Here is a 17432-nt window from a genome sequence, read left to right as displayed (position 1 = left end):
CACAAAGAATGCCGCCGGGCCGCAGCACGGTCTCACAGAGACCTTGGCCACAGAGGCGGGCTAGGGTGACGGTGAGGGATCGCGCGTATCCAGGCGCGACAAGGGATTTCACGTACCAGGTGGACCCCGGGTGACACTCCGTGTGGGCAAGCTCACGCCCGGGGGAGCCTCGTGGGTCCGTGTCGGCAGTCCCTAAACTCAGCTTGTTTCAGTGAGTCAAGCTTCACGGTGACCCGCCGACCGCCCCGGCTCGGGCGACCACGGCCGGGGGTCCGGGGGATGCCCCCGGGAAGACACAGCAAGGAGGGAGCCATCGTGCGCAAGGTGCTCATCGCCAACCGTGGCGAAATCGCTGTCCGCGTGGCCCGGGCGTGCCGGGACACGGGGATCGCGAGCGTTGCCGTCTACGCCGAGCCGGACCGGGACGCTCTGCACGTCCGTGCGGCCGACGAGGCCTTCGCCCTTGGCGGGGACACCCCGGCCACCAGCTACCTGGACATCGCCAAGGTGCTCCAGGCGGCCAAGGACTCCGGCGCGGACGCGATCCACCCCGGCTACGGATTCCTGTCGGAGAACGCCGAGTTCGCCCAGGCCGTCCTCGACGCCGGGCTGACCTGGATCGGCCCGCCCCCGCACGCCATCCGCGACCTCGGCGACAAGGTCGCCGCGCGGCACATCGCGCAGCGCGCGGGCGCCCCGCTGGTCGCCGGCACCCCGGACCCGGTCTCCGGTTCCGACGAGGTCGTCGCGTTCGCCGAGGAGCACGGCCTGCCGATCGCGATCAAGGCCGCGTTCGGTGGCGGCGGTCGCGGCCTGAAGGTCGCCCGCACCCTCGAAGAGGTGCCCGAGCTGTACGACTCCGCGGTGCGCGAGGCCGTCGCCGCCTTCGGCCGCGGCGAGTGCTTCGTGGAGCGCTACCTGGACAAGCCGCGGCACGTGGAGACGCAGTGCCTGGCCGACCAGCACGGCAACGTGGTCGTCGTGTCCACCCGTGACTGCTCGCTGCAGCGCCGCCACCAGAAGCTCGTCGAGGAGGCCCCGGCCCCCTTCCTGAGCGAGGCGCAGCTGGAGCAGCTGTACTCGTCGTCGAAGGCGATCCTCAAGGAGGCCGGCTACGTCGGCGCGGGCACCGTCGAGTTCCTCGTCGGCGCGGACGGCACGATCTCCTTCCTGGAGGTCAACACCCGTCTCCAGGTCGAGCACCCGGTCACCGAGGAGGTCGCCGGCATCGACCTCGTACGGGAGATGTTCCGCATCGCCGACGGCGAGGAGCTCGGCTACGGCGACCCCGAACTGCGCGGCCACTCCTTCGAGTTCCGCATCAACGGCGAGGACCCGGGCCGCGGCTTCCTGCCCGCCCCGGGCACCGTCACCAAGTTCGAGGGCCCGGCGGGCCCCGGTGTCCGCCTGGACGCGGGCGTCGAGTCCGGCTCGGTCATCGGCCCGGCCTGGGACTCCCTGCTCGCCAAGCTGATCGTCACCGGCCGTACCCGCAAGGAGGCGCTTGAGCGCTCGGCGCGGGCGCTGGCCGAGTTCGACGTCGAGGGCATGGCGACCGCGATCCCGTTCCACCGCAAGGTGGTCCAGGACCCGGCCTTCGCCCCCGAACTGACCGGCAGCCAGGACCCGTTCACGATCTTCACCCGGTGGATCGAGACCGAGTTCGTCAACGACATCCCGCCGTTCGCCGCCCCGGCGCCCGGCGAGGAAGAAGACGAGGCGGGCCGCGAGAACATCGTCGTCGAGGTCGGCGGCAAGCGCCTTGAGGTCTCCCTCCCCGCGGGCATGGGCATGTCCCTGGCCCGCACCGGCCTCAACGCAGGCGCCAAGCCCAAGCGGCGCGCCGCCAAGAAGTCCGGCTCCGCCGCCTCCGGCGACACCCTCGCCTCCCCGATGCAGGGCACGATCGTCAAGGTCGCGGTCGAGGAGGGCCAGGAGGTCAAGGAGGGCGACCTCGTCGTCGTCCTGGAGGCCATGAAGATGGAACAGCCCCTGAACGCCCACAAGTCGGGCACCGTCAAGGGCCTGTCCGCCGAGATCGGCGCCTCCCTCACCTCGGGCGCCGCGATCTGCGAGATCAAGGACTGACGCCAGGTAAGCGGCGACTTGCGTAAGCGACTTACGTAAGCGGCTTACGCGAAGGGCCCGTTGAACCTAAGCCGGTTCAACGGGCCCTTGCCTGTGGGCGGGTTCAGGATACGGCCCGCACCCAGCCGGTTCCGTTCCTGGCGACGTCCAGGGCCAGCACGCCGAAGGCGACGGCCAGCAGCGCGAAGCCCGCGTACGCCAGGACCGTGACGCCCAAGATCCAGCCCGCGACGTTCACCGGCATCGCGGCGATCAGCACCCAGGCCGCCCACGCCGGCACCGACCGGCTGCGCAGCAGACCGATGCCGAGCACGACCGAGCCGAGCACGATCCCGCCGATGAACCAGATCCCGACGGCCATCAGCATGGGCAGGCCGTCCGTGCCCTTGAGGATCTGCACGATCGTGTCCTGGTCGACGCCCTTGTCCAGGCCGGCCAGCGTGATGAGGTCGTACGACGGGGTGACACTGGCGGCCGTGACACCGCCCGCGAGCAGCAGCAGGCCCGTCAGGCCCAGCTTCGGCGAGCGTGCCATGACGTACACGCAGACCAGCAGGGTCGCGGCGATCATCACGAACCCGAAAGCCATCCAGACCCAGGACGCCGCCTTCTCCTGCCCCTCGTTGGCGGCGATGTCGCCGACCAGTTTCGACAGCTTGTCCTCGGTCATGTCGTACGGCGACATGAGCGAGGCGGTGATGAAGAGCAGCGGCCCGAGAACCATCACCGCGGCCATGACGGCGCGCAGTGGACGGATCCGTTCGACGGCGGCTCCGGAAGCGGAGGTGACCGGGACGTGCGCGGGTGACGGTGTGGCGGTCATGGCGTTCCCCCTGATGCCCGTGGATGCCACTGGATTCCACCAGTGAAGCGGGCGGCTCCCGGCCGGACCAGCCGTCAATTCTGAGGGGCGCCCGCCGGCCTCCTCACTCCCCCAGCAGCCCCGCCTCGCGCCCCGCGCGCAGCAGCGCCGCCGTGTGCCCGGCGTTCAACTTGCGGTGCAGGGCGGCCACATACCCGCGTACGGTCGTCAGCGAGATCCCCATCGCACGCGCCGCCTCGACCGGGGTGCGGCCGGCGTCGATGTGCTCCAGGGTGCGGTGCTCGCGCTCGGTCAGGCCGAGGGCGCGGGCGGCGGCGCGGCCCGGCGCGAGGTCCCGGAGCAGCAGGAGCCGCGGCACGTCGGGCACGGCGCACTCCACTCCTCGTACGTCGATGTCGCGCGCCCTGAAGGCACGGCAGGCGCCGGGCAGCGCACCGACGCCGATCCGCGGATCGCCGTCCAGACGCGGCAGCAGCTCCGCCGCGACGGCGTCGAGCGCCCGCACCGTCCCGTCCCCGGCCACGGCGGCGACGCCCTGCCCCGACCGCCCGGCGGACGCGAGCGCGGCGGCGAGGAGTGCGTACATCCGCTGCCGCTCGGTCAACAGGCGTTCGGCGGCGGCGAAGTGGGGTTGGGCGTAGCCGAGCAGATCCCGCTGCTCCTCGGTGAAGTCGGAGCCGCCGCGCAGCAGCGCGTAGCCGGAGACGCCCGTCTCGTCCCGGCCGCTGGCGACGAGGTGGCGGTGCATCCCGAAGGGGCGGAAGTCCAGGTTGTAGCAGTGGGTGAGGCGCCAGTCGCGGTCCCCGGCGACATCGCTCACCCGCCAGGCGCCGCCCGTCCCGGAGAGCAGCATGGGACCGGTCAGCGGATGGTCCACGGGGTGGTCGTAGATGACCGCCGGGTCGGTGTGGAAGGACTCCGCGGGGAACGCGAGCGCCCGTACGGCGCCGTCGTGGGCGGCGAAGTGGTACCACTGGGCGCCGTCGGCCGGGATGAGCCGGGCCAGCCCGCGGACCGCGTGGGAGCGCAACTCGTCCACGTCCACGGCCTCTTCGAGTTCCCGGACGAGCTGCCGCACTCCTCGCCGGCCCGCATCACTGATGCCCATGCCGCGCTCCAGGGCGTCCTGCGTATGCGCCCTCCGCGTCGACGCTACTGCGGTAGCGATCCCTCCGCACCGCCGCGGTCCCGCCATCGGGCATCCTTGAAGTACTGCGCACCAGGAGGCTCGCGCACGCCCAGGGAGGCCCGATGACGACAGCCGAGCACGACCGCTCGCGCCGGATGCGCGCGGACGCGCGCCGCAATTACGAGCGGCTCCTCGCGCAGGCCCGGATCGCGTTCGCCGAGCACGGCACGGGCGCGTCCCTGGAGGAGGTGGCCCGTGCGGCCGGGGTCGGCATCGGCACGCTGTACCGGCACTTCCCCAACCGGCACGCACTGATGAGCGCCGTCTTCGAGGAGGCGGTGAACGATCTGCTGGCGCGCTCCCGCGCGCTCCTCGACGCTCCGCAGCCCTGTACGGCGCTCGTGACCTGGCTGCGCGAGATCATCACGCACGCGAGTGAGTACCGGGGGCTTTCCCGGGCCCTCATGTCGGCGTCGCAGGACGCGAGTTCGGCGCTGGCGCGGTGCAGTGATCCGATGCGGGAGGCGGGGCAGGCGTTGCTGTCGCGGGCGCAGCGGGTGGGGGCGGTGCGGCCGGATGTTTCCATCACGGACCTTCTGCAGCTCACGAATGCGATCGCGCTCGCCGCGGAGGAGACCCCGTCCGATCCGGGGTTGGCGGATCGGCTGCTGCGCCTCACGCTCCGCGGCATCACCGATTGACCGGTCGGCACCGGCGTTACGGCCACGGGGCTCCGCCCCGGACCCCGCTCCTCAATCGCCGGAGGGGCTGAATCGCCTCAATCGCCGGCGGGGCTTGATAGATCAAGCCCCGCCGGCGATTGAGGCTCATCTTTCATGCGGCGATTGAGTCGATCTTTCAAGCCCCTGCGGCGATTGAGCAGCGGGGTGGTCTGGGGCGGAGCCCCAGGGGGTTCAGCGGCGGCGCATGTCGGCCACGCGGGCCGTGCGTTCCGGCGGAGACTCCAGGGACGCCCCGCGCAGCGGGTGGCCAGGGAGTTGGCCGCGGCGCTGCCCCGGCAGGGGCACATCCCGGCGCGGCGCCTGACGCGCCGGGGCGGATTCACCACCCCCGGTGGAGCCCTCCGCCCCGGCCCCCGCGACAGCGACCTGCACACCCTGATCGGCCAACGCCTGAAGCTCCGTCGCCGCCCGGTCGTCGTGCGCGGGCGGCTCGTCGGTCACCAGGCGCGTGATCACATCGGTCGGCACGGTCTGGAACATGGTGTCCGTACCGAGCTTGGAGTGATCCGCGAGCACGACGACCTCGGACGCGGCCTGCACGAGCGCCCGGTCCACGGACGCCGACAGCATGTTGGACGTGGAGAGCCCGCGCTCGGCGGTCAGACCACTGCCCGACAGGAAGGCCCGGGACACTCTCAGCCCCTGCAGGGACTGCTCCGCCCCACTGCCCACCAGCGCATAGTTGGAACCCCGCAGCGTGCCACCGGTCATGACGACCTCGACCCTGTTGGCATGGGCGAGCGCCTGTGCCACCAGGAGGGAGTTGGTGACGACGGTCAGGCCCGGCACACGCGCGAGCCGGCGGGCCAGCTCCTGCGTGGTCGTCCCCGCGCCCACCACGATGGCCTCGCCCTCTTCGACGAGACCCGCGGCGAGATCGGCGATGGCCGTCTTCTCTGCGGTCGCGAGATGTGACTTCTGCGGAAAGCCGGACTCCCGCGTGAATCCGCCCGGCAATACCGCACCGCCGTGCCGGCGGTCGAGGAGTCCTTCTGCCTCCAGTGCGCGCACGTCCCGCCGTACGGTCACTTCAGAGGTCTGGACGACGCGGGCGAGCTCACGGAGCGAAACCGCTCCGTTGGCTCGCACCATTTCGAGGATCAATTGACGACGTTCTGCAGCGAACACGAAACTGACAGTAACCCCAACGACCGTCTGCTTTCAGCAGTTTGCGCCGATTTACAGATTCTGTTCGCACCAGAACCGTGGAAGTGGTATACGCACGGCGGGGTGCCTATACATCGCGCCTATGCCCCTCGCATGGGCCGCAACTCACCGTGACCTGCGGCCCGTTGCCCGCCGTCAGCCCTCTTCGGCGACCTTCCGCGTGTGCAGCTGGCGCGCCACTTCGGCGATCGATCCCGACAGCGAGGGGTACACGGTGAACGTGTTCGCGATCTGCTCGACCGTCAGATTGTTGTCGACCGCGATCGAGATGGGGTGGATCAGTTCCGAAGCGCGCGGCGCGACGACCACTCCACCGACCACGATGCCCGTACCCGGCCGACAGAAGATCTTGACGAAGCCGTCCCGGATGCCCTGCATCTTCGCGCGGGGGTTGCGCAGCAGCGGCAGCTTGACGGCGCGGGCGTCGATCTTGCCCGAGTCGACGTCGGCCTGCGTGTAGCCGACGGTCGCGATCTCCGGGTCGGTGAAGACGTTGGACGAGACCGTCTTGAGGTTCAGCGGCGTGACCGCGTCACCCAGGAAGTGGTACATCGCGATGCGGCCCTGCATGGCGGCGACGGAGGCGAGGGCGAAGACCCCGGTCACGTCACCGGCCGCGTAGACGCCGGGAGCGGTGGTGCGGCTGACCTTGTCGGTCCAGATGTGGCCCGACTCCTTGACCCTGACGCCCGCTTCCTCCAGGCCGAGGCCCTCGCTGTTGGGGACGGCGCCGACCGCCATCAGGCAGTGCGTGCCGGAGATGACCCGGCCGTCGGAGAGCGTGACCTCGACGCGGTCGCCGACGCGCTTGGCGGAGGCGGCGCGGGAGCGGGCCATGACGTTCATGCCACGGCGCCGGAACACGTCCTCCAGGACGGCGGCGGCGTCCGGGTCCTCACCGGGCAGCACCCGGTCGCGGGAGGAGACGAGGGTGACCTTGGAGCCGAGCGCCTTGTAGGCACCCGCGAACTCGGCACCGGTGACACCGGAACCGACCACGATGAGCTCCTCGGGGAGCTCGTCCAGGTCGTACACCTGCGTCCAGTTGAGGATCCGCTCGCCGTCGGGCTGCGCGTCGGCCAGCTCGCGCGGGTGGCCGCCGGTGCACAGCAGCACGGCGTCGGCGACGAGGGTCTCCTCGGTGCCGTCGGCCGCGGTGACGATCACCTTGCGGGAGCCGTCGAGCGCCTGCTGGCCGTCGAGCCGGCCCTTGCCGCGCAGCACGCGCGCGCCCGCACGGGTGACGGAAGCGGTGATGTCGTGGGACTGGGCGAGCGCGAGGCGCTTCACGCGGCGGTTGACCTTGCCGAGGTCCACGCCGACGACACGGGCCGGGCTGTCCGGGTCGGGGGTGTCGTCCTCGACGATGATGCCGAGCTCTTCATAAGAGGAGTCGAAGGTGGTCATCACCTCAGCCGTGGCGATCAAGGTCTTCGACGGTACGCAGTCGGTCAGCACCGACGCCCCGCCGAGGCCGTCGCAGTCGACGACGGTCACCTCCGCGCCGAGGGACGCGGCCACCAAAGCCGCCTCGTATCCGCCAGGTCCGCCACCGATGATCACGATCCGAGTCACATGCCCCATTGTCCCGCACGCTTCAAGCCCGCACCGAGCCGGGGCCCCCGTCCGGCCCCAAGGGACACGTATCGCCTCTTAAGAGGGGTGCTCCGGTTACTCACGAGACACGTGGTCCGTCTGACGTACTCTCGGTCCCATGTCGCTCTACGCCGCGTACGCCGGCAATCTCGACGCGCGGCTCATGACGCGCCGCGCCCCGCACTCGCCGCTGCGCGCGACCGGCTGGCTCACCGGCTGGCGGCTCACGTTCGGGGGCGAGCACATGGGCTGGGAGGGCGCACTCGCCACCATCGTCGAGGCGCCGCGTTCACAGGTCTTCGTCGCGCTGTACGACATCGCCCCGATGGACGAGGAGTCGATGGACCGCTGGGAGGGTGTCGGCCTCGACATCTACCGGCGGATGCGGGTCCGCGTGGACACCCTGGAGGGCGAGGAGCCCGCGTGGCTCTACGTACTGAACGGTTACGAGGGCGGCCTCCCCTCGGCGCGGTACCTGGGCGAGATCGCCGACGCGGCCGAGTCGGCGGGCGCGCCGCACGACTACGCGATGGAGCTGCGCAAGCGGCCCTGCTGAGGTCACTCCGCGGCAGCTGTTGTCGGAAACGACAAAGCAACGATCACAAGGACGTGACCTCCGACATCTACGCGCGTAGGCAACGACAGGCTACTCTCGTCGGCGTGAACGCTTCTCTTACTCCGGACCACGTCCTGGCCGACCCGTACGCCGCCGCCGACGCCGCAGCCGCGCGACTGCGCGAGCTGACGGGCGCCGAGACCCACGATGTCGCCCTCGTGATGGGCTCCGGCTGGGCGCCCGCCTCCGAGGCGCTGGGCGAGCCCGCCGCCGAGTTCCCCTTCACCGAGCTGCCCGGCTTCACCGGTGCCGCTGTGGCGGGCCACGGCGGCACCGTCCGCTCGTACCAGGTCGGCGAGAAGCGCGCCCTGGTCTACCTGGGCCGTACGCACTTCTACGAGGGCCGCGGCGTCGCCGCCGTCGCGCACGGTGTGCGCACGGCCGCCGCCGCGGGCTGCAAGACCATCGTGCTCACCAACGGCTGCGGTGGTCTGCGCCAGGGCATGCGCCCGGGCCAGCCGGTGCTCATCTCCGACCACATCAACCTGACCGCGGCCTCGCCGATCGTCGGCGCCAACTTCGTCGACCTCACCGACCTGTACTCGCCGCGCCTGCGCGCGCTGTGCAAGGAGATCGACCCGAGCCTGGAAGAGGGCGTCTACGCCCAGTTCACGGGCCCGCACTACGAGACCCCCGCCGAGGTCCGGATGGCCGGCATCCTCGGCGCCGACCTGGTCGGCATGTCCACCACCCTGGAGGCCATCGCGGCCCGTGAGGCGGGCGCCGAGGTGCTCGGGATCTCCCTGGTGACGAACCTTGCGGCGGGCCTCTCCGGCGAGCCGCTCAACCACGAAGAGGTCCTCCAGGCGGGCCGCGACTCGGCCTCCGCCATGGGCGACCTCCTGACCAAGGTCCTCGCGAAGATCTGACCCTGCCCGCTGGGCCCCGCACCTCCGTCCGCGCCCCGGCCCTTCAAGCCCCTGCGCACGGGTGAGCCGAATAAGCCCCTGCGGCGTTTGAGCAGCGGGGTCCGGGGCAGAGCCCCGAGACGTCAACCCCGTTGCGGCCCGAGAACTCCCCGAAGGAATGCGAACCGTGACCGTATCTGGCAGCGAACTGCTCGACCGGGCGAAGACCTGGCTGGCGGAGGACCCGGACCCGGAGACCCGCGAGGAACTGGCCAAGCTCATCGAGGCCGGCGACCTGGAGGGGATCGGCGAGCGCTTCGCGGGAACGCTCCAGTTCGGCACGGCGGGCCTGCGCGGCGAACTGGGCGCGGGCCCGATGCGGATGAACCGCGCGGTGGTCATCCGCGCGGCCGCGGGCCTGGCGGCGTACCTGAAGGCCAAGGGGCAGACGGACGGGCCGGTTGTCATCGGCTACGACGCCCGGCACAAGTCGGCGGACTTCGCACGCGACACGGCCGCCGTGATGGAGGGGGCCGGGCTGCGCGCCGCGGTCCTCCCCCGCCCGCTGCCCACGCCCGTGCTCGCCTTCGCCATACGGCACCTGGGCGCGGTCGCGGGCGTCGAGGTCACGGCCTCGCACAACCCGCCGCGCGACAACGGCTACAAGGTGTACCTCGGCGACGGCTCGCAGATCGTGCCGCCGGCCGACGCGGAGATCGCCGCCGAGATCGACGCGGTGGCGTCGCTGAACGACGTGCCGCGCGCGGAGTCGGGCTGGGAAACGCTGGGCGATGACGTCCTGGAGGCGTACCTGGCGCGTACGGACGCGGTCCTCTCGCCGGGCTCGCCCCGCGGCGCCCGCACCGTCTACACGGCGATGCACGGCGTCGGCAAGGAGACTCTCCTCGCCGCCTTCGCGCGCGCGGGCTTCCCCGCGCCGGTGCTCGTGCCGGAACAGGCCGAGCCCGACCCGGACTTCCCCACGGTCGCGTTCCCGAACCCGGAGGAGCCGGGGGCGATGGACCTGTCCTTCGCCACGGCCCGCGCGCAGACCGGGACCCCTGACCTGATCATCGCCAACGACCCGGACGCGGACCGCTGCGCGGTGGCCGTGCCCGACGGGGGCGAGTGGCGGATGCTGCGCGGCGACGAGGTGGGCGCGCTGCTCGCGGCGCACCTGGTGAAGCGGGGCGTGAGCGGCGTACTCGCCGAGTCGATCGTGTCGTCCTCGCTGCTCGGCCGGATCGCCGAGGCCGCCGGACTCCCGCACGAGGAGACGCTGACCGGCTTCAAGTGGATCGCCCGCGTCGAGGGCCTGCGCTACGGCTACGAGGAGGCGCTCGGCTACTGCGTCGACCCCGAGGGCGTGCGCGACAAGGACGGCATCACGGCCGCGCTGCTCGTGACCGAGCTGGCGAGTGAGCTGAAGTCCCAGGGCCGTACGCTCCTGGACGCGCTCGACGACCTGGCGCTCGCGCACGGGCTGCATGCCACGGACCAGTTGAGCGTGCGGGTCGAGGACCTGTCGGTCATCGCGGACGCGATGCGCAGGCTCCGCGAGGTGCCGCCGGTGGAGCTGGCCGGGCTCGCGGTGACCCGTGCGGATGACCTCTCGGAGGGGGAGGGTGGGTTGCCGCCCACGGATGGGCTCCGCTACACCCTGGGCGGGGCGCGGGTCGTGGTGCGGCCGTCGGGGACGGAGCCCAAGTTGAAGTGTTACCTGGAGGTTGTGGTGCCGGTGGGCGACCGGGCGTCGCTGCCGGCGGCTCGGGACGTCGCCGCCGAGCGGCTCGCCGCGCTCAAGCGGGATCTTGCGGCTGCGGCGGGTATCTAGCTCGGCGTAGGCCGTGGTCGCGGGGCTCTGCCCCGGACCCCGCGCCTCAAACGCCGGCGGGGCTTGATGTGCCTAGCCCAGCGCGATGAGCACCACGAGGAGCACAGCCCCCACGAGGGCCGGGGCGATGATCTCGTACGCCCAGCGGATCTCGGGGGTGCCCCCGGACGTCTCGGCGGCGGCGCGGGTCCCGTGGAGTTCACGGAGCTCGTCCATGGCCTGGTCCCCCGTGGACCGCGGCTCGGTCACCGGCAGGCCGCCGGCGCCCGTGGGAGTGCGGCCACCCTTGGCCGCGCGCATCTGCTGGCGCTGCGCCTTGCGGCGGCCGCGCAGCGAGACCGGGATGGACCAGAGCTGGTACTTGGCGCCCGCCTCGTCGAAGACCTCGTTCGAGTACCCGGACTTGAAGCCCGAGATCGCGGACCACGGCAGCGTGATGTCCCGGAACGGGTTGCGCACACGCAGCCGCTCCTCGTTCCCGAAGACGGCCGGCCTGATGGTGAACGCGACGACGAGCGGCACCACGAACAGCAGGCCGGCGAGCGCCGTCCACGGCGTGTGCCCGGTCCCGTTGACCACGGCGTCGATGCCCAGCCAGGCCCCGACCAGGATCAGCACGACGCCACCGGCGATACCGGCGGGAGACCGATAGATCCGGTCACGTGCCTGCGGGGTCGTGGTCTGGCTGCTCGTCATGGCTCGATTGTGCCCGACCCGTCAACCCATTCAAGCCCCGCCGGCGATTGAGCAGCGCTGGTGCGGCAAATCAAGCCCCGCCGGCGCTTGAGGCGCGGGGTCCGGGGCGGAGCCCCGCGACCGCAACCACGGCACCGCCCAACCGCACCGCGACCTGTACAAGCCGCTACGCGCGTAGATATGCTCCCCTCGTGACCATGCCCAGTTCTGCACCCGCACCCGCCGCTTACCAGGACGTCACCACGTCCGAGCGCACGCTGCGCCGCTTCCTGCACGGGTTGCCCGGCGTCGACGCGGTCGGCCTGGAGGCGCGCGCCGCTTCGCTCGGGACCCGTTCGATCAAGACCACGGCGAAGGCGTACGCCATCGACCTGGCCATCTCGATGATCGACCTGACGACCCTGGAAGGCGCCGACACCCCGGGCAAGGTCCGGGCCCTCGGCGCGAAGGCGGTCCACCCGGACCCCACCGACCGCGGCACGCCGCGCACCGCGGCCGTCTGCGTCTACCCCGACATGGTGGCCACCGCGAAGGCCGCCGTCGCCGGCACGGACGTCAAGGTCGCCTCCGTCGCGACCGCCTTCCCGGCCGGCCGCGCCGCCCTCGAGGTCAAGCTCGGGGACGTACGGGAGGCCGTGGCCGCGGGGGCGGACGAGATCGACATGGTCATCGATCGCGGCGCCTTCCTCGCCGGCGACTACATGAAGGTCCACGACGAGATCCGCGCGGTGAAGGAGGCCTCGGGCACCGCCCGGCTCAAGGTCATCTTCGAGACCGGCGAGCTCTCGACGTACGACAACATCCGCCGCGCGAGCTGGATCGGCATGCTGGCCGGGGCCGACTTCATCAAGACCTCGACCGGAAAGGTCGGCGTCAACGCCACCCCCGCCAACACCCTCCTCATGCTCGAAGCCGTACGCGACTTCCGCGCCGCCACCGGGGTACAGGTCGGTGTGAAGCCCGCGGGCGGCATCCGCACCTCCAAGGACGCCGTCAAGTTCCTGGTCATCGTGAACGAGACCGCGGGCGAGGACTGGCTCGACAACCACTGGTTCCGCTTCGGCGCCTCCAGCCTTCTGAACGATCTGCTGATGCAGCGTCAGAAGCTGGCCACAGGACGCTACTCCGGTCCCGACTACGTGACGGTGGACTGAGAACCCCATGACTATGGAAAAGCAGACATCTGTGTTCGAGTACGCGCCCGCGCCCGAGTCGCGGTCCGTCGTCGACATCGCGCCCTCCTACGGGCTGTTCATCGACGGCGAGTTCACCGAGGCCGCCGACGGCAAGGTCTTCAAGACCGTCTCGCCGTCGACCGAAGAGGTCCTCTCCGAGGTCGCGCAGGCCGGTGAGGCCGACGTCGAGCGCGCGGTGAAGGCCGCCCGCAAGGCCTTCGAGAAGTGGTCCGCGCTGCCGGGCGCCGAGCGCGGGAAGTATCTGTTCCGCATCGCGCGCATCATCCAGGAGCGCTCGCGCGAGCTCGCCGTCCTGGAGACGCTCGACAACGGCAAGCCGATCAAGGAGACGCGCGACGCGGACCTCCCCCTGGTCGCCGCGCACTTCTTCTACTACGCGGGCTGGGCCGACAAACTCGGCCACGCCGGGTTCGGACCGAACCCGGCGCCGCTCGGCGTCGCCGGCCAGGTCATCCCCTGGAACTTCCCGCTCCTGATGCTCGCGTGGAAGATCGCCCCGGCGCTCGCGACGGGCAACACCGTCGTCCTCAAGCCCGCCGAGACGACCCCGCTCTCTGCTCTCTTCTTCGCGGACATCTGCCGCCAGGCGGGGCTGCCGAAGGGCGTCGTCAACATCCTTCCCGGGTACGGCGATGCGGGCGCGGCGCTCGTCGCCCACCCCGACGTGAACAAGGTCGCCTTCACCGGCTCCACGGCCGTCGGCAAGGAGATCGCCCGCACCGTCGCCGGTACGGACAAGAAGCTGACGCTCGAACTCGGCGGCAAGGGCGCGAACATCGTCTTCGACGACGCCCCCATCGACCAGGCGGTGGAAGGGATCGTCACCGGGATCTTCTTCAACCAGGGGCAGGTCTGCTGCGCCGGCTCCCGCCTGCTCGTACAGGAGTCGATCCAGGACGAGCTGCTCGACCGCCTGAAGTCGCGCCTGTCGACCCTGCGCCTCGGCGACCCGCTCGACAAGAACACCGACATCGGCGCCATCAACTCCGCCGAGCAACTGGCCAGGATCACCGCGCTCACCGAGCAGGGCGAGGCCGAGGGCGCCGAGCGCTGGTCGGCCCCCTGCGAACTCCCCTCCTCCGGCTACTGGTTCGCGCCAACGCTCTTCACGAACGTCACGCAGGCGCACACCGTCGCCCGCGACGAGATCTTCGGCCCGGTGCTGTCCGTGCTCACCTTCCGTACGCCGGACGAGGCCGTCGCCAAGGCCAACAACTCGCAGTACGGGCTCTCGGCCGGGATCTGGACGGAGAAGGGCTCGCGCATCCTCGCGGTCGCGAACAAGCTCCGCGCCGGGGTCGTCTGGGCCAACACGTTCAACAAGTTCGACCCGACCTCGCCCTTCGGCGGCTACAAGGAGTCGGGCTTCGGCCGCGAGGGCGGTCGCCACGGCCTGGAGGCGTACCTCGATGTCTGACCGTAATGACGCGCGACTGAGTGTCCTCAAGACCTACAAGCTGTACGTCGGCGGGAAGTTCCCGCGTTCCGAGAGCGGCCGGGTGTACGAAGTGACCTCCAGCAAGGGCGAGTGGCTGGCCAACGCGCCGCTGTCCTCCCGCAAGGACGGCCGTGACGCCGTCGTCGCCGCCCGCAAGGCCTTCGGCGGCTGGTCGGGCGCGACCGCGTACAACCGCGGGCAGGTCCTGTACCGCGTCGCCGAGATGCTGGAGGGCCGCCGCGAGCAGTTCGTGCGCGAGGTCGCCGAGGCGGAGGGCCTGAGCAGGTCGAAGGCGGGCGCCGTCGTCGACGCCGCCATCGACCGCTGGGTCTGGTACGCGGGCTGGACCGACAAGATCGGGCAGGTGGTCGGCGGGGCGAACCCCGTCGCCGGACCGTTCTTCAACCTCTCCACGCCCGAGCCGACCGGCGTCGTCGCGGTCCTCGCGCCGCAGGACTCGTCGTTCCTCGGCCTGATCTCGGTGATCGCCCCGGTCATCGCGAGCGGCAACACGGCCGTCGTGATCGCCAGTGAGAGGTGCCCGCTCCCGGCGCTCTCCCTCGGCGAGGTACTCGCGACCTCCGACGTGCCCGGCGGCGTCGTGAACGTGCTGTCCGGCCGGGCGGCGGAGATCGCGCCCGCGCTCGCCGCGCACCAGGACGTCAACGGCATCGACCTGACGGGCGCCGACCCCGAGTTGGCGAAGCAGCTCGAGATCGGCGCCGCCGACAACCTGAAGCGCGTGCGCCGTCCACAGCCTGTGGAGGACTTCACGTCGGACCCGGGGACGGACCGCCTGACGCACTTCCTGGAGACGAAGACGGTCTGGCACCCGACGGGTTCGCTGGGCGCGTCCGGCTCCGCGTACTAGAACGTCACCGCGCGAGCAAGGCAGTGGCCCCGGCTCCTCCGCCGTCCAGGAGGAGCCGGGGCCACCGCCTTGCCCGATCAGCCCGGCAGCACGCTCGTCGCCGGGCCCACCACGGGCAGCTCCTCCAGCGACGCCCCCGAGGTCACCGGATCGGTGATCGCGGCCGTGCTGACCGGAGCGAAGTCCGCGACCTGCGTACCGATCGCGTTGTCCAGCGGGTCGACGCCCGTCCCGGCCAGCGGGTCGATGGGCAGTTTCTTCAGCGTGCCCAGACCGTGCGACGTCGCCGAGTTGAGCGCCGTGGAGACGCCGTCGGCCGCCGCGTCGACGTTGGAGTCGCCGGTCGCCGACTGCGGCAGGGGGATCGGCGCCGCACTCGCGGCGGCTCCACCCCCGGCGACGACGGCACCGGCCGCGGTCACGGTGAGTCCGACGCGCATCAGGGTGCGCCGCACGGAGGTCGAGGGTTTGTGCTCTGCGTGTCGTGCCATGGTGTTCCGCCCGAAACCTTTCGCCAGTGTAATCATTCGGGTACACAGGGTAGTTGGCGTGGTGCGTGCCACAACCACACCACGCGGGGAGGCGGCGCGGTCGCCATGCCTCACACTGGTGTCTCGTGAGTTCGCATCCTCCGATACCGACGCGGGTCGTCCTGCTCTGTGGCCCCTCGGGCTCCGGCAAGTCGTCCTTCGCGGCCCGCTCCGGGCTGCCCGTCCTGTGCCTCGACGACTTCTACAAAGAGGCGGGGGACCCCACGCTGCCGCTGGTGCCGGGCACTTCGGACATCGACTGGGACTCTCCGCTGTCCTGGGACGCCGAGGTGGCGGTCGCCGCGATCATGGCGCTGTGTGCGAAGGGTCGGACGAGTGTTCCGGTCTACGACATCTCCTCCAGCTCGCGTGTGGGCGAGGAGACGCTGGACATCGAGCGCACGCCGCTGTTCATCGCCGAGGGCATCTTCGCGGCGGACATCGTGGAGCGCTGCCGGGAGGTGGGGGTGCTCGCCGACGCGCTGTGCCTGCGCGGCCGGCCGTCGACGACGTTCCGGCGTCGGCTGCTGCGTGATCTCAGGGAGGGGCGCAAGTCGGTGCCGTTCCTGTTGCGGCGGGGGTGGCGGCTGATGCGGATGGAGCGGGCCATCGTGGGCCGGCAGGTGGCGCTGGGGGCGCACGCGTGTGGCAAGGAGGAGGCGCTGGGGCGGGTCGCTGCGGCTGCGGCGGGGCGTTGCGTGAAGGCGCGCGCCTAAATCAAGCCCCTGCGGCGCTTGAGCAGCGGGGTCCGGGGCAGAGCCCCGAGACGTCGGCCACGATCGGCCGGGAAGACGGAACGGGACCGGAAAGACCCCCCGGCCTTCCGGTCCCGCTCGCTCCCCCTACTGCTCCCCCGTACGTCCCCCGTACTGAGGCCCGTTCCCCCGAACAGGGCCCCGTTCCCCCCCCCAGCCTTCAGGCAACGAGCTCGCCGAAGGACTCCTCCTGGTCACGGCCGAAGCTGAGCACCTCGTCCTCGCGCAGTCGCCGCAGCGAGCGCCAGATGCTGGACTTCACCGTGCCCACACTGATGTCGAGGATCTCCGCGATCTCCGGGTCCGTACGGCCCTCGTAGTAACGAAGGACCAGCATGGTGCGCTGGAGTTCGGGCAGCCGGGCCAGCGCCTGCCACAGAACCGCGCGCAGCTCCGTGCCGCGCATCGCGTCCGTGTCGTTGGCCGTCTCCGGCAGCTCCTCGGTCGGGTACTCGTTCAGCTTGCGGCGGCGCCACGCGCTGATGTGCAGGTTCGTCATGGTGCGGCGGAGGTAGCCCCCGACCGCCGCCTTGTCGCTGATCCGGTCCCAGGCCCGGTACGTCGAGAAGAGGGCGCTCTGGAGCAGGTCCTCGGCCTCGAAACGGTCACCGGTCAGGTGGTAGGCGGTTGCGTACAGGGAGGCGCGGCGCTCCTGGACGTAAGCCGTGAACTCGGCCTCCGACAAGGACGTCCGGCGCTGCTCCCCCGAGTTCTCCCCGTACGCGGCTCCCCCGTGACCCCCCTCGGTCACCGTTTCCCGCGGGTCAACCACCGTCATGATCCCGGTGTGCTGACGCCCGGCGCCGCGTGCGCACCCCCGCCCGCTCACGGCACCGGACTTCTCATGCCGGACCACGACGTCGTGCAGACGCGTGACCACTGCGCTTGAGGTCTTGCTGTGCAGCGTGTTCATCTCGCGCCCCCCATCGTGGAGTCCGGTTTTCTCGGCTCGCTTCCTGCGATGACCAAAAGCTTGCCGGGCCGAGTTCATGACGGTGTCCGTCGACTGTCACAGGCCTGTCACAGCGACTCCCGTAATGGGGAGCATGCGTGGAGAAAGCGGACCCGCAGGGCCTCTCCCGGGCCCCGGCCGGACGTCTTC

General features: G+C 71.1%; 16 protein-coding genes. 9 read left to right on the top strand and 7 right to left on the bottom strand.

Annotation, left to right across the window (positions count from 1 at the left end):
* The first annotated feature begins 315 nt into the window (after positions 1 to 315).
* The gene (locus ACIRHA_RS39385; protein ID WP_403856001.1) at positions 316 to 2088 is read left to right on the top strand and encodes a biotin carboxylase N-terminal domain-containing protein; all 1773 of its coding nucleotides are present in this window, start codon (positions 316 to 318) and stop codon (positions 2086 to 2088) included.
* Between the two features lie 103 nt (positions 2089 to 2191).
* Here ACIRHA_RS39385 and ACIRHA_RS39380 read toward each other — a convergent pair whose 3' ends face one another.
* A complete protein-coding gene (locus ACIRHA_RS39380) occupies positions 2192 to 2911 on the bottom strand; it encodes a hypothetical protein (RefSeq protein WP_403855999.1) in 720 nt (239 codons plus the stop codon).
* A gap of 103 nt (positions 2912 to 3014) precedes the next feature.
* Complete coding sequence (locus tag ACIRHA_RS39375) at positions 3015 to 4019, bottom strand: response regulator transcription factor (RefSeq protein ID WP_403855997.1); 1005 nt, start codon at positions 4017 to 4019, stop codon at positions 3015 to 3017.
* Positions 4020 to 4195: 176 nt separating this feature from the next.
* Here ACIRHA_RS39375 and ACIRHA_RS39370 point away from each other — a divergent pair, with 176 nt between their 5' ends.
* Complete coding sequence (locus ACIRHA_RS39370) at positions 4196 to 4741, top strand: TetR/AcrR family transcriptional regulator (protein ID WP_403856151.1); 546 nt, start codon at positions 4196 to 4198, stop codon at positions 4739 to 4741.
* A gap of 213 nt (positions 4742 to 4954) precedes the next feature.
* Here the strand turns inward: ACIRHA_RS39370 and ACIRHA_RS39365 are convergent, their stop codons facing one another.
* Together ACIRHA_RS39365 and ACIRHA_RS39360 are read right to left on the bottom strand one after the other, a co-directional pair.
* The gene (locus ACIRHA_RS39365) at positions 4955 to 5911 is read right to left on the bottom strand and encodes a DeoR/GlpR family DNA-binding transcription regulator (RefSeq protein ID WP_403855995.1); all 957 of its coding nucleotides are present in this window, start codon (positions 5909 to 5911) and stop codon (positions 4955 to 4957) included.
* A gap of 174 nt (positions 5912 to 6085) precedes the next feature.
* Positions 6086 to 7534, bottom strand: coding sequence for an NAD(P)H-quinone dehydrogenase (locus ACIRHA_RS39360; RefSeq protein ID WP_403855993.1), 1449 nt, complete (start codon positions 7532 to 7534; stop codon positions 6086 to 6088).
* 130 nt (positions 7535 to 7664) lie between these two features.
* Here ACIRHA_RS39360 and ACIRHA_RS39355 point away from each other — a divergent pair, with 130 nt between their 5' ends.
* From ACIRHA_RS39355 to ACIRHA_RS39345, 3 genes are all read left to right on the top strand, one after another.
* Positions 7665 to 8102: a gamma-glutamylcyclotransferase gene (locus ACIRHA_RS39355; protein ID WP_389270066.1), complete on the top strand. Its 438-nt coding sequence runs from the start codon at positions 7665 to 7667 to the stop codon at positions 8100 to 8102.
* A gap of 104 nt (positions 8103 to 8206) precedes the next feature.
* A complete protein-coding gene (locus tag ACIRHA_RS39350; RefSeq protein ID WP_266713432.1) occupies positions 8207 to 9031 on the top strand; it encodes a purine-nucleoside phosphorylase in 825 nt (274 codons plus the stop codon).
* Positions 9032 to 9197: 166 nt separating this feature from the next.
* Positions 9198 to 10844, top strand: coding sequence for a phospho-sugar mutase (locus ACIRHA_RS39345; protein WP_403855991.1), 1647 nt, complete (start codon positions 9198 to 9200; stop codon positions 10842 to 10844).
* A 72-nt stretch (positions 10845 to 10916) separates the two neighbouring features.
* Here ACIRHA_RS39345 and ACIRHA_RS39340 read toward each other — a convergent pair whose 3' ends face one another.
* Entirely contained in the window at positions 10917 to 11540 is a 624-nt protein-coding gene (locus ACIRHA_RS39340; RefSeq protein WP_403855989.1) for a PH domain-containing protein, read from the bottom strand.
* Between the two features lie 197 nt (positions 11541 to 11737).
* Here ACIRHA_RS39340 and deoC point away from each other — a divergent pair, with 197 nt between their 5' ends.
* The 3 genes from deoC to ACIRHA_RS39325 are packed head-to-tail and all read left to right on the top strand — an operon-like array spanning position 11738 to position 15045.
* Entirely contained in the window at positions 11738 to 12694 is a 957-nt protein-coding gene (gene deoC, locus ACIRHA_RS39335) for a deoxyribose-phosphate aldolase (RefSeq protein WP_403855987.1), read from the top strand.
* A 7-nt stretch (positions 12695 to 12701) separates the two neighbouring features.
* Entirely contained in the window at positions 12702 to 14153 is a 1452-nt protein-coding gene (locus tag ACIRHA_RS39330) for an aldehyde dehydrogenase family protein (RefSeq protein ID WP_403855985.1), read from the top strand.
* Positions 14146 to 15045: an aldehyde dehydrogenase family protein gene (locus ACIRHA_RS39325; RefSeq protein WP_403855983.1), complete on the top strand. Its 900-nt coding sequence runs from the start codon at positions 14146 to 14148 to the stop codon at positions 15043 to 15045. Before ACIRHA_RS39330 ends, ACIRHA_RS39325 begins: the two co-directional genes overlap by 8 nt.
* A 77-nt stretch (positions 15046 to 15122) precedes the next feature.
* Here the strand turns inward: ACIRHA_RS39325 and ACIRHA_RS39320 are convergent, their stop codons facing one another.
* Entirely contained in the window at positions 15123 to 15536 is a 414-nt protein-coding gene (locus tag ACIRHA_RS39320) for a hypothetical protein (protein WP_403855981.1), read from the bottom strand.
* Between the two features lie 125 nt (positions 15537 to 15661).
* Here ACIRHA_RS39320 and ACIRHA_RS39315 point away from each other — a divergent pair, with 125 nt between their 5' ends.
* Positions 15662 to 16291, top strand: a complete 630-nt coding sequence (locus ACIRHA_RS39315; RefSeq protein WP_403855979.1) for a uridine kinase — start codon at positions 15662 to 15664, stop codon at positions 16289 to 16291.
* Positions 16292 to 16490: 199 nt separating this feature from the next.
* Here ACIRHA_RS39315 and ACIRHA_RS39310 read toward each other — a convergent pair whose 3' ends face one another.
* Positions 16491 to 17243, bottom strand: a complete 753-nt coding sequence (locus ACIRHA_RS39310; protein WP_403855977.1) for a SigE family RNA polymerase sigma factor — start codon at positions 17241 to 17243, stop codon at positions 16491 to 16493.
* Between the last annotated feature and the right edge of the window lie 189 nt (positions 17244 to 17432).

This window comes from Streptomyces sp. NPDC102360 (assembly GCF_044766085.1).
Classification (GTDB): Bacteria; Actinomycetota; Actinomycetes; order Streptomycetales; family Streptomycetaceae; genus Streptomyces.
This window is presented reverse-complemented; position numbering and strand designations above follow the sequence as displayed.

What these genes read in the sequence shown, in the direction of transcription:
- ACIRHA_RS39325 (WP_403855983.1), top strand. Translation starts at nt 14,146, where the DNA reads ATGTCTGACCGTAATGACGCGCGACTGAGTGTCCTCAAGACCTACAAG.
- ACIRHA_RS39320 (WP_403855981.1), bottom strand. Translation starts at nt 15,536, where the DNA reads ATGGCACGACACGCAGAGCACAAACCCTCGACCTCCGTGCGGCGCACC.
- deoC (WP_403855987.1), top strand. Translation starts at nt 11,738, where the DNA reads ATGCCCAGTTCTGCACCCGCACCCGCCGCTTACCAGGACGTCACCACG.
- ACIRHA_RS39330 (WP_403855985.1), top strand. Translation starts at nt 12,702, where the DNA reads ATGACTATGGAAAAGCAGACATCTGTGTTCGAGTACGCGCCCGCGCCC.
- ACIRHA_RS39375 (WP_403855997.1), bottom strand. Translation starts at nt 4,019, where the DNA reads ATGGGCATCAGTGATGCGGGCCGGCGAGGAGTGCGGCAGCTCGTCCGG.
- ACIRHA_RS39360 (WP_403855993.1), bottom strand. Translation starts at nt 7,534, where the DNA reads ATGGGGCATGTGACTCGGATCGTGATCATCGGTGGCGGACCTGGCGGA.
- ACIRHA_RS39370 (WP_403856151.1), top strand. Translation starts at nt 4,196, where the DNA reads ATGCGCGCGGACGCGCGCCGCAATTACGAGCGGCTCCTCGCGCAGGCC.
- ACIRHA_RS39310 (WP_403855977.1), bottom strand. Translation starts at nt 17,243, where the DNA reads ATGAACACGCTGCACAGCAAGACCTCAAGCGCAGTGGTCACGCGTCTG.
- ACIRHA_RS39340 (WP_403855989.1), bottom strand. Translation starts at nt 11,540, where the DNA reads ATGACGAGCAGCCAGACCACGACCCCGCAGGCACGTGACCGGATCTAT.
- ACIRHA_RS39380 (WP_403855999.1), bottom strand. Translation starts at nt 2,911, where the DNA reads ATGACCGCCACACCGTCACCCGCGCACGTCCCGGTCACCTCCGCTTCC.
- ACIRHA_RS39355 (WP_389270066.1), top strand. Translation starts at nt 7,665, where the DNA reads ATGTCGCTCTACGCCGCGTACGCCGGCAATCTCGACGCGCGGCTCATG.